Below are 12,766 nucleotides of genomic sequence, written 5' to 3' on the forward strand. Positions count from 1 at the left end.
TTCTCAACTCGCGAATGTAGTGTCCCGTAGCAACTACCCTATGCCATCGGTGACGCGGTTCACACGGGGATCAGAAGTCAGGGGCGGGCAGTGAGTGTGAGAAGCACGGCCTCAGGCTTGCAGGCGATGCGGATGGGGGCGAAGCGCGAGGTGCCGATGCCGCCCGACACGTTCACCGGCGTCGTATGTCCGTTGCTCTGCCAGTCATGGAGGCCCTTGGCGCGCCAGGTGGGAATGTCGCAGTTGGCAATGATGGCGCCGAAACCGGGGATGCAGAGCTGGCCGCCGTGCGTGTGGCCGGCGAGCAGCAGGTCCGCGCCGTCCTCGGTGAAGTGGTCCAGCACGCGCTGGTACGGGGCATGGATGACGGCCACACGCAGGTGCTCGGTTGCGTCCTGGCCCCTGGTTCCCCTCGGCCAGCCCGCATACCGTTCGCGCTTGAGGTGGGGATCGTCCACGCCGGAAAAATCGAACCGCATCCCCTTGAGCACAATCGACTGGTGCCGGTTGGTCAGGTCCACCCAGCCGCCCATGCCGAAACCTGACCGGAGGCGCGGCCAGTCAAGTTCCTCCTCGTCCGGCTTGGCCTTGGAAGGGCCCAGCAGGTAGGACGCCGGGTTCTTGAGCCGCGGCGCGTAATAGTCGTTGGAGCCCGGAACGAATACGCCCGGGAATTCCAGCAGCGGCGCCAGAGCCCTGAGTAGCGGATCCACCGCTTTGGGATGGCTGAGGTTGTCGCCGGTGTTCACCACGAGGTCTGGCTTCAGCCCGGCCAGGGAATACAGCCATGCCGCTTTCGCCTTCTGCCCCGGAACAAAGTGGATGTCGCTCAGGTGCAGGATCCGGAACGGATCCCGGCCGCGCGGCAGGATGGGAAGGGTTTCTTCCCGCAGCACAAACTGGTTCTTCTCCCACAGCCCGTACCCCGTGGCCGCGAGGGCTGCCATGGCTCCCGCTCCGGCGGTTACGGCAAAGCCGCGCCCGATGCTACGGACGCGGCTCGCCAGTTGTGATGTGTCGATCACGCTCAGCCATTTCCCTTGTTGCCGTTTCCGCCGCCGGTCCTGCCGCCGGTGCTTCCGGTCGGCGACGGCTGTGGATTATTCGGTACCGGGACCGAAGGCTGGAACTGGGGCGTCCCGTAGAGCAGGTTGGACGGCGGTTCGGGGAAGGGATCGGTGCCGTACGCGGGGGCAATCTGGGACATGAACTGGGAGAACATCGGCCCGGCGATCATGTAACCGTCAATGCCTGTGTAGAACTTGCCGTTCACGGTGACGTTCTGTCCGGCCCGGTCCTGGGCGCCCAGCGCATCACCGAACCAGGCCGCCGTCGCGAGGCCCATGGTGTGGCCGACCACCCAGGTGGAGCCGTTGTTGTTGGACGTACCGGTCTTGGCAGCGATGGGGAAGGTGGTCCGGGTGGAAATCCGGGGCTGGATGAGCGAACCGGAGCCCTCGTTCAGTACCTGCTGGAGCGCGTAGTTCACGCCGCGGGCCACCTCGGGCTTGATGGCATCCCGGCAGGCGCTCGACTGGGCGGGGAGCTGCGCCCCCGTCTGGTCGGTCACGGACGTGATGGCGATCGGCGCGCAGTACTTGCCGTCGTTTGCGAACGTGGCGAAGGCGCTGGCCATGGTCAGCGGAGCCGTCTGCGTGGAACCAAGCAGGTTGCCCAGGGTGGTCATGGTGACCTTCGGATTAGCATCCACGATGGCGTTCGTTTCCTTGTCGCGGGCCGGCAGTCCGCCGTGCAGTCCAACCGCGTCCACGATCTTCTGGATGCCGCACAGGTCAACCTGGGAGGCCGAGGCGAAGGTGGCCGTGTTGATGGAGTTCTTCAGGCCGTCCAGCACCGTCATGTTCCGGTAGTAGCCCTCTTCGGCGTTCTGGAGGTCGTCGGTGCCGTTGCTGCTGTCATACCAGCCCACGGTGGGCGTGGAGCACGTGTTCCGCCACGGGAAGTACTGCGGATACCGCCGCTGGGACGCGTTGACGATGGTGTTCATCGACTTGCCCTCTTCGAGCCATTCGGCAAACGTGAACGGCTTCATGGTGGACCCCGGCTGCGCGCCGCCGAGGCCGTTCAGGTCGTTGCCCTGGTCGTCATACTGATCCACACTGAAGTTGATCTGGGAATCGAACTTGCCCTTGCCCGGGAACCACGAGGTGTTCTGGGCCATGTTGGTGATCTTGCCGGTCTTGGGTTCGACGGAAACGAGCGCCGCGCCCCACTTGTCCGGGTTGGCCCCGGCGGAGGCATTCACCTGGTCCTGGGCGGCCTTCTGTGCCTTGGGGTCCAGGGTGGTCTTGATGGTCAGGCCGCCGCGGAAAATCTTCTTTTCGCGTTCGGTGGCGTCCGCTCCGTAAGCCGGGTTGTTGAGCAGGAGGTGCAGGACGTAATCGCAGAAGTAGGGCGCGGTGGGCGAGTACGCGCAGCCCTGGCGTGCCGGGGTGACCTTGGGCTTCACCGGGGTTGCCACGGCAGCTGTGTGCTCGGCCTTGGTGATCTTGCCCTGGCTAAGCATCGAGTTCAGCACCAGGTCCCGGCGGACCTTGGCGTTCTCCGGATTGGTGATGGGGTCGAAGGCCGACGGGCTGTTGACCAGGCCGGCAAGAAGTGCGGCCTGGGGGAGCGTGAGGTCCTTGGCCGTGGTGCTGAAGAAGAACTTCGAGGCGGCTTCGATGCCGTAGGCGTCACGGTTGAAGAACACGATGTTGAGGTAGCCCTCGAGGATCTGCTCCTTCGTGAATTTCTTCTCCAGCGCGATGGCGAGCTTCATCTCGCGCAGCTTGTCGCCGACGCCCTTGTTGACGCCGTTGAGCTTGATGTCCTCGCCGCGGCCCTCGGCTTCAAGGGAGGCGTTCAGGACGTTGTTGACGTACTGCTGGGTGATGGTCGACGCTCCCTGCTTGTTGCCGCGCGCAGTGCTGACGAGGGCCCGCAGGATGCCGGTGGTGTCGACGCCGCCGTGATCGTAGAAGCGGGTGTCCTCAATGGCGATCACCGCGTCCTTCATGTACGGGGAGATCTGGTCCAGGGGTACGCGGGTGCGGTTCTCCGCATAAAGGTTGGCGATGACGCTCCCGTCCGCTGCCAGGATCTTGGTGGACTGGCTGGGCGGGTCCACCTGCAGCTCCGCGGGAAGGGTGTCAAAGAATTCGATCGAGCCACTGGCTGTGCTGCCTGACACAGCAGCGGCCGGAACCAAAAGGCCGGCCACCAGGACACCGCAAATAGCGCTCACGCCGAGGAAACCTAGAATCTTTCCGAGGGTGGTGGCTGTGTCGAACAAGGGGTTCCTACGAATCGCCATGTTCTCCACTTTACCGGCAAGTACTAGGCTTTAGTTCATGACCAAATGGGAGTACGCAACGATTCCGCTAATCATCCACGCCACTAAGCAGATTCTGGACCAGTGGGGAGAGGACGGCTGGGAGCTCGTCCAGGTAGTCCCCGGCCCCGACGGCAACGGTCTGGTTGCCTACCTCAAGAGGGAGAAGCAGTAGCATGACCACGCCTCAGGAAACCGCCTCCGGCGCTGCGGCGGCGCCCTCTTCCGCCGTCGAACAGCGCCTTGCCGAGCTCGGGCTGACGCTCCCGGAGGTGGCCGCCCCCGTGGCCGCCTACGTGCCGGCCGTCATCAGCGGCAACCACGTGTACACCTCGGGACAGCTGCCGTTTATTGACGGCAAGCTCGAAGCCACGGGCAAGGTGTCCTCCGGAACGGAAGGAACATCCGACGAACCCACCGTGTCTCCCGAAGACGCCAAGGCCTACGCCGCTGTCTGTGCCGTCAATGCCCTGGCCGCCGTCAAGAGCGTCATCGGCGACCTCGACCGCATCACCCGCATCGTCAAGGTAGTGGGTTTCGTGTCCTCGGATCCGTCCTTCACCGGCCAGCCGGGCGTCATCAACGGCGCGTCGGAGCTCCTCGGCCGGGTCCTGGGTGACGCGGGCCAGCACGCCCGCTCCGCCGTCGGTGTTTCCGTCCTGCCGCTCGACTCTCCCGTCGAGGTCGAGCTGATCGCCGAATTCAGCTAAGGACCGGTCGCTTCCTTTGCCCCAACTAGCACGTCGCCTGTTTGTACTACCTCCCGAACTCGAAGGGGCAGCACAAAGCTGGATCGAACACGGCGAACGGACGCCGCGCGCCGCCCGGTTGGCTTCCTCGGTGGTGCTCCTCCGTGATTCGCCCACCGGCCTGGAGACCTGGCTGGGGTACCGGCCGGGGTCCTCGCCGCTGGGCGTCCTCGCGTTTCCGGGCGGCTCCCTGGATGCGTCCGACGACGACGCCGTCGGCTGGCTGGGCCCCTCACCGCAGCATTGGGCGGAGCAGATGGGGACGGACGACGTCGGGCTGGCGCGCCGCCACGTGGTGGGCGCCATCCGCGAACTGTTCGAGGAGACCGGCGTGCTCCTGGCCGGGCCGGACCTGGCCTCCACAGTGGAGGCCACGTCCACGTCCGAGTGGATGAAGGCGCGCGAGGCAGTGGCTTCCCAGGAAAAGTCGTTCACCGACGTGCTGGCCAAACGCGGGCTGTCCGTCCGGACCGACCTGCTCAAGTCCTTGGTGAACTGGCTCAGCCCTGACTTCGCCCACCACCGCTTCAACACCCGGTACTTCGCTGCGACCGTCCCCATGAACCAGCAGCCCAGCCTGCTCGAAAGCAAGGGCGTCTGGGGCCGGTGGGTGTGTGTCACCAAGGTGGTCAGCGAACGCGACACGACCGCGCTGGGCGACGAGGTGGGCCAGGAAAACACGGTGGGCCTCAAGCTCGGCCAGCTTCTGGTGCCCGGGTCCGAGATCATGCTCGAAAAAATGGCGGCGGCCAACGGCTGCATCGCCTACCTCAGCTACAAGCGCACCCCCCACGTGTACCAGCCCAAGCTGGTCGAAGAAAACGGCACCCTCATGCTCGAGGTTGAGGCCGCAAAGACCGTAGCCGGAGCACCCCAGCGGGAGCGGTAACCCCCGGCTTCGCGTCTTTGTCACCAACGCCGGACAGCGGCCCTTCGCCGTCGCACCGTTGCTGGGTCCGCCGGGCACCGGCCCTTCGCCGTCGCTTAGACACGCTCGATAGGCGTCACTCGGGTCGCTGAGCGACCTCCGTGCCGCGATCGATCGCGATGCGCTCCTTCGCGAAGAACCGCCGCCCGGCTTTCTCGGACGCTCTCGCAGTTCCTGCCGCTTTTTCTGCGACGCTCCTGCACTTCCTGCCGTGTCTTCGAGCGTGAAGGCGGCGGGGAACGCGAAAGAGGCCCACGGCGCGACATCCGGAAGCGTGCGTCTAAGCGAGGTACGAGCGAGCACACGGGGATGTCGGGCTGTGGGCCTCGACGTTACTGCCTAGCGGGAGCGCTGGCGGAGGCGCTGCATGTCCAGGATGACCACGGCGCGGGCTTCGAGGCGCAGCCAGCCGCGCTGGACGAACTCGGCCAGGGCCTTGTTGACCGTTTCGCGGGAGGCTCCCACCAGCTGGGCCAGTTCTTCCTGGGTGAGCTCGTGGGCCACCAGGACGCCGTCGGTGGCGGGGCGGCCGAAGCGGTCGGCCAGGTCCAGGAGGGCCTTGGCCACGCGGCCGGGCACGTCGGAGAAGACGAGGTCGGAGAGGGAGTCGTTGGTGCGGCGCAGGCGGCGTGCCAGTGCCTGCAGCAACTGCGCCGAGACCTCCGGGCGGGTGCGGAGCAGGGAGTTCAGGCTCTCGTTCTTGAGTCCGGCCAGGCGCGTTTCCGAAACGGCCGTGGCCGTGGCGGTGCGCGGGCTGGGATCGAACAGTGCCATCTCGCCGAAGAGCTCGCCCGGGCCGAGGATGGCCAGCAGGGATTCGCGACCGTCGGGGGACGTGCGGCCGAGCTTCACCTTGCCGGAGACAATGAAGTACAGCTGGTCACCCTGGTCACCCTCGCGGAAAACGGATGCCCCACGCGAGAGGTCAACCTCGGTCAGCTCGTCCGTCAGCAGACGGAATGCTTCGTCGTCCAGCGTGGCGAAAAGGGGTGCGCGGCGCAATACCTCGATGTCCATGAATTCTCCTGAGTAAAAAGTGTCGTCTGGGGGGCGCTTGTGCCATTGTTTCAGAATTTTGAACGATCTGTGACGTACTTGGCAGCTGAAACGCCTAAAAGGCGCGAGACAGCTGCGCCGGGCCCCGCGGTCCACGGCAAATTGTCAGACTCGGCCAGTAGAATCAGGGCGAAGCTGCCTGTGAGGAGACCCGGTGTTTGGCCTGACCGTTCTGGACCTTGCGTTGATCCTGACGCTCCTGTCCTACCTGATCTACGGCCTGCGCAACGGGTTCCTGGTCACCCTCGGTGGCCTGGCGGGCTTTGCCGTCGGCGCCATCGCCGCGTTCCTATCGGTGCCGCTCGTGAGCGACTTTGTGGAAGACAGTGACTGGAGGCTGACCGCGATCATCGGCACCGCCGTCGTGCTGGTGGTGCTGGGCAACGCGCTGGGCACCATGATCGGCCGCAGCATCCGCAGCGCCGTCCGGCTGAAACCGCTGCGTGCCGTGGACAGAACGGTTGGCGGGGCCGTAAATCTCGTCGTGGCAGCGCTGGTCATGTCCATGCTGGCTTTCAGTATCAGCTCTCTCGGCGTCCCCTTCGTCTCCCAGCAGCTTGCCGAATCCAAGGTCATCCGCTTCATCGACGGACTGACGCCCAACCCCGTGAAGACCGCCATGGCCCAGCTGCGGTCGGCGATGATCGGGGACGGGATCCCCAGGCTGATCGAGGGCATCGGGCAGGAACAGCAGGTCCCTGTTCCCAACGCCAATACCGACACCCCCGCGTTAAACAGGGCCGCGGGTTCGGTCCTGAAGATCGCCGGCACGGCGTTCCAGTGCGGGCAGAACCAGACCGGGACAGGCTTCGTTGTCTCGCCCGGCAGGGTTGTCACAAATGCGCATGTCGTGGCGGGCGTGTCGCAGCCCGTCGTAGAGATTCCAGGCGGCGGAGCGATGCCCGGCCGGGTGGTCTATTTCGACGGCAAGCGCGATCTCGCCGTCCTCGCCGTCGACGGCCTGCCCACCGCGGCGCTGGCCCTGAGCCCGGATCTGCCGGCCGGCACCGCCGCCGCGTTTGCCGGCTACCCCCACGGCGGTCCCTTCCAGTCCAAGCCCGCTACGGTGCAGGGCATCTCCACTGTGCTGGTGCCGGACATTTACGGGAACAACCCCGTCCCGGACGAGGTCTATAAGCTGGCAGGCGACGTCCAGCCCGGAAACTCGGGCGGGCCGCTGCTGACCACCGGCGGGCAGGTGGCGGGTGTGATCTTCGCCAAGGCCACGTCTAACACCGCCCTGGGCTTCGCGATCCCCATGATCGACCTGCGGCCCGTCGCGGAGCGGGCACCGAGCCTGAGCAACGCCGTGTCGCCAGGGCAGTGCATCCAGCAGTAAGCGGATCCGGGCATATGTCTTTCCGGCACTGGCCCGCGGCAGCCGCGCTACCGCTGGAGCCACTCCAGGCTCTGCCCGTGAGGACCCGTGATGGCCACAGGCCGGCCGTTATGGAGCAGCAGGAAGTTTCCCCGGAGCCGGCCCGCCGCCATTTCCGGAACCACGCTTGAACCGTCCGCCTGGACAATCACCGTTTCGCCCTCGTTGGACAGCCAGTGGCACCCGCGGCCGGCCGCCAGCTCCTGCACGGTGCTCCGGAACCGTGAACGGCCGTCCGCGCTGAGGTAGCCCATGACGGCGCTGTGGAACACCACCAGCGCCGCGTCAGCCGGGGCCCGGCCGGCCAGGGACACCAGTTGCTGGTTCAGGTCGCCGGCAACCAGCAGCGGAGGGTTTTCGCGGGCGACGGCGATCGCCCGGCGCAGCCGCTCGCGGCGGAAGTCCTGCTCCGGCCAGATCAGCGCCTCAAGCCAGGCGACGTCGTCGTCGTTTCCGACGTCGAGGGGATTCAGGTCGATTCCGGCCCGCCACACCACCTCCGGGAGCTTGTCCGGCAAGGGAACCGCGCCGGAGACGGTGCACCGCAGGACGGGCGGCTCGGGTGCCGCCGGCTGTCGGCGCGGTTCCGGAGCCAGCCGCGTGACCGTTGTGCCGTCGTCGTACTCGTAGCCGTAGCGGTCCGGGAACAGGGCGAGTCCGGCGGAGGCGCCCACCTCGATCAACGCGAGGGGCTTACGCTCGGCGGCCGAGATGGCCGCCAGCGACGGCAGCAGGGTGGCGCAGCGGCCCACCTCGTTCGTTTGCGTGGCGCGCGACAGCACGGTCCGCGACACGTCAGCCCAGTGCTCGTCCAGGAAGTTCCGGAACTCGGCGTAGGGAGACACTTTGGCGCCCAGGTAGCGGGCAGCAGCCAGGAGCAGCAGAGGCTGGCGCTTGTTGTGCGGCCACTGGTCGATCCGCGCGATCAGCGCGGGATCATCGGCGATGTGCAGCGACCAGTCGGCATAGCAGGCCGAGGAACCGGGAGCGTCAATGGTGCCGAAATGCCGGTACCAGTCTGCGGTGCCGAGGACCGCGCCGGCCATGGTCAGGCCTTGCCGGCATTCAGGTCGGCGAGGTATTCCACCGCGAACCGGTACCCCATGATTCCCGCGCCGGCGATGACCGCCTTGCTGACGTCCGAAAGGTAGGAGTGGTGCCGGAACTCCTCGCGGCCATGGACATTCGTGATGTGGACCTCGACGGCAGGCACCTGCACCGCGGAGATGGCATCGCGGATGGCCACGGATGTGTGCGTGTAGGCTCCGGCGTTCAGGACGATGCCGATCGCCTTGCCCCGTGCCGCGTGGATGGCGTCCACCAGCGCGCCCTCGTGGTTGGACTGGAAGCACTCAACGTCCAGGCCGTGCGCCGCTCCGGCGTCCCTCGCCAGCTGTTCGATGTCGGCCAGCGTTGCCGTGCCGTACTTCTCGGGCTCGCGGGTGCCGAGGAGGTTCAGGTTGGGGCCATTGAGGACAAGGATGGTGCCGCGGCTGGCTTCGGTGGCGGAGGAGGCTTCAGTCATGGATGCAAATCTATCGCGTCGTGCTGCCGGTCCACTTCTGCGCGGGACTTTCGTTACGCCCCCACCTGCCAGGCGCCGCCAGGGACCCGTAAAGGTGACCCGGCAGCCGCCGCCCAGTTCATCTGTCAGAGCGCCGTGACCTTCAGGAGCAGTGCGTGCTCCGGGTTCAGGTTGGGCATGGGCAGGCCCACCTCGGCGAGGAATTTGCCGCTGGCTTCCGCCCCGGAGGCCAGCCAGGCCGGTGCCTGGATCTGCGTGAAGGTGTGGGCGTAATCGGCGTCGCCGGGTGCCGGGAACACCGCTTCCAGGCGGTAGCCGCGTGCCGGCTCCAGGCCCGGGACCGTGACCCGTCCGGGCTGTTCGGCGAACGATGTCGCCGTGCTCACCAGGGCGAAGAGCGCTGCCGTGTCCCCGGCGGAAGCTTCACCGCCGGCCACCACGCCGTGCAGCATGAGTGAGTCGTCGGGAACGTCGGCACGGACCATCCTGCCGCTGTGGATGAGCCCGCGGTGCTCCTTGTAGAGCCCGATGAAGCGCTTGAGCTCGTCGCGCTCTTTGCCCTGGACCTCGCGGACGTCCCATTCCATCCCGAAGTGGCCAAACAGTGCCGTGATGGCGCGGAAGGACAGGTCGTGCGTGCGGGCCGTGGTGTGGGACGTGGTGGGCCCGATGTGTCCGCCCACCAGCTCCGGCGGAACCACCATGCCGGTCCAGCGCTGGATGGTCTGCCGTTCCAGGGCGTCGTTGCAGTCCGAGCCCCAGATGCGGTCCGTGCGCTCCAGGATTCCGAGGTCCACGCGCGCGCCGCCGGAGGAGCAGCTTTCGATCTCGACGCCGGGATGGGCCTTGCGGAGTTTGTCGAACAGGCGGTACGCGGCGAGGGTCTGCTCGTGGACGGAGGAGCGGCCGGCATGGCCGTGTTCGGTGAGGTCCCGGTTCTGGTCCCACTTGAGGTAGCTGATGTTGTTTTCGCGGAGGAGGGCATCGATCCGGTCGAAGATGTACTGCCAGGCCTCGGGGTTGACGAGGTCGATGATGTGCTGGTTGCGCCAGGCCAGGGGCAGCCGGCCGCCATCCTTGTGGGATGCCGCGGCTGGGCCGACGATCCAGTCCGGGTGGGCGCGGGCGACGTCGGAATTGAGGTTGATCATCTCGGGTTCCACCCACAGGCCGAACTCCATGCCCCGGGAGGTGACGGCCTCGATGAGGGGAGTCAGTCCGTCCGGCCACAGGGTCTCGTCCACATACCAGTCGCCCAGGCCGGCTTTGTCGTCGCGGCGCCCGCGGAACCAGCCGTCGTCCAGGACGAAGCGCTCCACGCCGAGGTCGGCGGCGGAGTCAGCGAGCTCGATCAGGGTGCCGAGGTTGTGGTCGAAGTACACGGCCTCCCAGGTGTTGAGCACCACGGGGCGCGGCGTACCGCCTCCCGCGGCCGGCAGAACATGGTGCGGACGGGAACGGAACCAGCTGTAGAACGCCTCGCTGATTCCGTCGAGGCCGCGGTCGGAGTAGGCCGCGAAGAGGGCAGGCGTGGTGTAGCTGCCGCCGGGTCCGAGGACCACCTCGGCGGGCCCCAGCAGCTCGGAACCGCCGATCATGGTCCGTCCGTCGGCAAGCGTGTCCGCGAACTGTTCGTGGTTGCCGCTCCAGGCCAGGTGCGTGGCCCAGACCCTGCCGTGGCGGTTGCCGAAGCCGGCGGTGCCCGCGGCGAACAGGAGCGAGGAGTCGTGGCCGGTGCGGCCGTGGCGTCCGGTGCGCACCCAGGTGCCCTGCTGGATGGGCCGGCGCTGCGGGTGCCGTTCCCGGCACCAGCGTCCGGTCAGGTCCAGGAGTTCGACGGCGTCCGGCGCCACCGGGAGGACCGTGGCCAGTTCGTCGAGCTGGAATGGCGAGGTCCCGGTGTTGGTGACGGTGTGGCGCAGTTCCAGCAGGCCGCCGTCGTGCAGTGTGAGCGTGGACTCCACGGCGATGCCGGCGTCGGCATCCTGCTGCACCACGACTGCTGAGTTGTCCGTGACGGCGGCATGCACGGCGCGAAGGCGGGCTGAGAAGTCGAGGCCAGAGACGCCGTCGGCAATGCGGTGGCCGCGCAGCCCCGGCCGTCCGCGCCAGCTCGAGGAGGCCTGGGGGAGAAGCCCGGCAGGAACGGTGGCGTCGATGGCGGAGTTGGGGATCGGTTCGGCGAGGATGGCGAGGTCCGGGAGATCGGGGCCAATATCGGCGCCCCAATGGATAACCTCGGCTTCCCCGCTGCTGAAGCTGATCACCAGGCTGGTGCCGGCGGAACGGAGGTGCAAGGGATCCATAAGTAATTCTCTTTCGTGAGGAGCAAAAGCGGTAGATAAAAATAGTCGTTGCGGGGCCGGCGCAGCACAGCGTGTGCTTGTGCCGGCCCCGCGAACGTGGTGCTGCAGTGGATGCCCGGGCTTTGATTCTGGCCCGGATTCAGTCCTACTTGAAGAGGGCGTTGACCTTCTCGTTGGCCTCGGACAGGGAGCTGGCTGGCTTCTTGCCTGAAACCACAGCATCCATGGCCGGCTTCATGATGCCCTCGACCTTGGCAGCCTTGTCCGCGATGGGGAACATGAAGGTGGTGCCTTCCTTGACGTGGGTGGTGAAGGCTGAGACGTCGGTGCCCTTGGCTTTGAATGCCTCGGCTGCCTTCTCGGAGGAGGTGGTGATGGCCGGGAACACGACGCCCTTGCTGGCCACTACGTCCTGGCATTCGGCCGAGGCGAGGTATTCAACCCATTTGACGGAGGCTGCCGGGTTCTTGGTGCCCGCCCAGATGGAATCGGCCAGGCCGTTGAACATGCTGGCGCGCTTGCCGTTGGGTCCCTTCGGCGTCGGGGCAATGCCTGTTTCCACACCCTTGTAGCTGGTGTACTGGCCGATCATCCAGGAACCGCTGGTGTTGATGGCGGCCTTGCCTGCGCCGAAGGAGTCCTGGATCTCGGTGCCCACAGTGGTTTCAAGCTTGGGCATGTAGCCCTTTTCCACGAGCCCGGTCCACCAGGCGATGGTCTCCTGGAACTTGGGGTCGTCGTAGTTGAATTCCTTGCCCCACGGGTTCTTGTCCGTGTGGGTCCAGCCCGTGGTGGCGGTCAGGAAGCTCCACTGCGTCTGGCCCATGCCGGCGCTGCCGTCTTCAAGGCCCAGGCCGTAAACGGCGACGTTGTTCTTGTCGAAACCGGCCTCGTCGCCGCGCTTGCCCTTCTTGTCGACGGTGAGGTGTGCGATGGCCTTCTCGTAGCTGCCGCCGTCCTGCGGGTTCCAGTCGAGGTTCTTCAGCTGCTCCTCGGTGTAGCCGGCGTCCTTGACGAGCTTCTTGTTGTAGAACATGGCAACGGTGTCCCAGTCCTTGGGCAGGCCGTAGCGCTTGCCGTCCTCGGCAACCCACAGATCCGCGAGGCCCTTGTTGTAGATGTCCAGGTCGAGCTTGTCATTCTTGACGGCGTCGTCAAGGGAGAGGAGCTGCTTCTTGGACGCGAACTCGGGGTACTTGGCCAGGTGGTCGGTGAAGACGTCCGGGGCGGTTCCGGCGACGAAGCCGTTGGTCAGGGTGGTCCAGTAGTCGTCCCAGCCGCGCTGGGTGATCTTGACCTTGATGTCCGGGTTGGCCTTGGTGAAGTCGTCGGCGCACTTCTGGTAGGCGGGGAGCTGATTGGCGTCCCAGAGCCAGTAGTTGATTTCGCCCTTTGCCTCGGTGGAGGCGGGTGCTGAACCGCCGCAGGCGGACAGGGATACGGCTATGGCAGCGGCGGCTGCAATGGCGCCGATGGATTTCTTCATGATG

11 protein-coding genes are annotated in these 12,766 nt (G+C 66.3%); 4 read left to right on the plus strand and 7 right to left on the minus strand.

The annotated features are described in order from the left end of the window. Window positions 1–77: 77 nt before the first annotated feature. Window positions 78–1,025 (minus strand): metallophosphoesterase, encoded by a 948-nt coding sequence (locus tag J7I89_RS03115; RefSeq protein WP_214967200.1) that lies wholly within the window; start codon window positions 1,023–1,025, stop codon window positions 78–80. A gap of 2 nt (window positions 1,026–1,027) precedes the next feature. Then, a complete protein-coding gene (locus J7I89_RS03120) occupies window positions 1,028–3,316 on the minus strand; it encodes a transglycosylase domain-containing protein (protein ID WP_214967202.1) in 2,289 nt (762 codons plus the stop codon). Window positions 3,317–3,353: 37 nt separating this feature from the next. Here J7I89_RS03120 and J7I89_RS03125 point away from each other — a divergent pair, with 37 nt between their 5' ends. Genes J7I89_RS03125 through J7I89_RS03135 form a run of 3 tightly spaced genes read left to right on the plus strand, consistent with a single transcriptional unit; the run spans window position 3,354 to window position 4,972 of the window. Continuing rightward, the gene (locus J7I89_RS03125; RefSeq protein WP_009359196.1) at window positions 3,354–3,509 is read left to right on the plus strand and encodes a DUF4177 domain-containing protein; all 156 of its coding nucleotides are present in this window, start codon (window positions 3,354–3,356) and stop codon (window positions 3,507–3,509) included. 1 nt (window position 3,510) lies between these two features. After that, window positions 3,511–4,044 carry a RidA family protein gene (locus J7I89_RS03130; protein WP_214967203.1) on the plus strand — a complete coding sequence of 178 codons (534 nt, stop codon included), beginning with the start codon at window positions 3,511–3,513 and terminating at the stop codon, window positions 4,042–4,044. Window positions 4,045–4,060: 16 nt separating this feature from the next. Beyond that, entirely contained in the window at window positions 4,061–4,972 is a 912-nt protein-coding gene (locus J7I89_RS03135) for an NUDIX hydrolase (protein ID WP_214967205.1), read from the plus strand. A gap of 378 nt (window positions 4,973–5,350) precedes the next feature. On the opposite strand, the gene J7I89_RS03140 is transcribed toward J7I89_RS03135, so the two are convergent. After that, the gene (locus J7I89_RS03140) at window positions 5,351–6,028 is read right to left on the minus strand and encodes a Crp/Fnr family transcriptional regulator (protein ID WP_056634704.1); all 678 of its coding nucleotides are present in this window, start codon (window positions 6,026–6,028) and stop codon (window positions 5,351–5,353) included. A gap of 193 nt (window positions 6,029–6,221) precedes the next feature. On the opposite strand from J7I89_RS03140, the gene J7I89_RS03145 reads away from it, so the two are divergent. Further along, a complete protein-coding gene (locus J7I89_RS03145; protein WP_214967207.1) occupies window positions 6,222–7,406 on the plus strand; it encodes a MarP family serine protease in 1,185 nt (394 codons plus the stop codon). Between the two features lie 47 nt (window positions 7,407–7,453). Here the strand turns inward: J7I89_RS03145 and J7I89_RS03150 are convergent, their stop codons facing one another. The 4 genes from J7I89_RS03150 to J7I89_RS03165 all read right to left on the minus strand — a co-directional run bounded on the left by J7I89_RS03150 (window position 7,454) and on the right by J7I89_RS03165 (window position 12,762). Beyond that, a complete protein-coding gene (locus tag J7I89_RS03150) occupies window positions 7,454–8,491 on the minus strand; it encodes a DUF2332 domain-containing protein (RefSeq protein ID WP_214967209.1) in 1,038 nt (345 codons plus the stop codon). A gap of 2 nt (window positions 8,492–8,493) precedes the next feature. Then, on the minus strand, window positions 8,494–8,970 hold the full coding sequence (gene aroQ, locus J7I89_RS03155; RefSeq protein ID WP_214967211.1) for a type II 3-dehydroquinate dehydratase: 477 nt from the start codon (window positions 8,968–8,970) through the stop codon (window positions 8,494–8,496). Window positions 8,971–9,095: 125 nt separating this feature from the next. Further along, entirely contained in the window at window positions 9,096–11,276 is a 2,181-nt protein-coding gene (locus tag J7I89_RS03160) for an alpha-galactosidase (RefSeq protein WP_214967212.1), read from the minus strand. A gap of 145 nt (window positions 11,277–11,421) precedes the next feature. Beyond that, the gene (locus J7I89_RS03165) at window positions 11,422–12,762 is read right to left on the minus strand and encodes a sugar ABC transporter substrate-binding protein (RefSeq protein ID WP_214967214.1); all 1,341 of its coding nucleotides are present in this window, start codon (window positions 12,760–12,762) and stop codon (window positions 11,422–11,424) included. Window positions 12,763–12,766 lie beyond the last annotated feature (4 nt).

It is taken from the genome of Arthrobacter sp. ISL-5 (assembly GCF_018613835.1).
Taxonomy (GTDB): Bacteria; Actinomycetota; Actinomycetes; order Actinomycetales; family Micrococcaceae; genus Arthrobacter.

Bases quoted from the DNA above. Each gene is read 5' to 3' on its own strand.
- J7I89_RS03130 (WP_214967203.1), top strand. From the start codon at position 3,511: ATGACCACGCCTCAGGAAACCGCCTCCGGCGCTGCGGCGGCGCCCTCT.
- aroQ (WP_214967211.1), bottom strand. From the start codon at position 8,970: ATGACTGAAGCCTCCTCCGCCACCGAAGCCAGCCGCGGCACCATCCTT.
- J7I89_RS03165 (WP_214967214.1), bottom strand. From the start codon at position 12,762: ATGAAGAAATCCATCGGCGCCATTGCAGCCGCCGCTGCCATAGCCGTA.
- J7I89_RS03125 (WP_009359196.1), top strand. From the start codon at position 3,354: ATGACCAAATGGGAGTACGCAACGATTCCGCTAATCATCCACGCCACT.
- J7I89_RS03120 (WP_214967202.1), bottom strand. From the start codon at position 3,316: ATGGCGATTCGTAGGAACCCCTTGTTCGACACAGCCACCACCCTCGGA.
- J7I89_RS03160 (WP_214967212.1), bottom strand. From the start codon at position 11,276: ATGGATCCCTTGCACCTCCGTTCCGCCGGCACCAGCCTGGTGATCAGC.
- J7I89_RS03140 (WP_056634704.1), bottom strand. From the start codon at position 6,028: ATGGACATCGAGGTATTGCGCCGCGCACCCCTTTTCGCCACGCTGGAC.
- J7I89_RS03150 (WP_214967209.1), bottom strand. From the start codon at position 8,491: ATGGCCGGCGCGGTCCTCGGCACCGCAGACTGGTACCGGCATTTCGGC.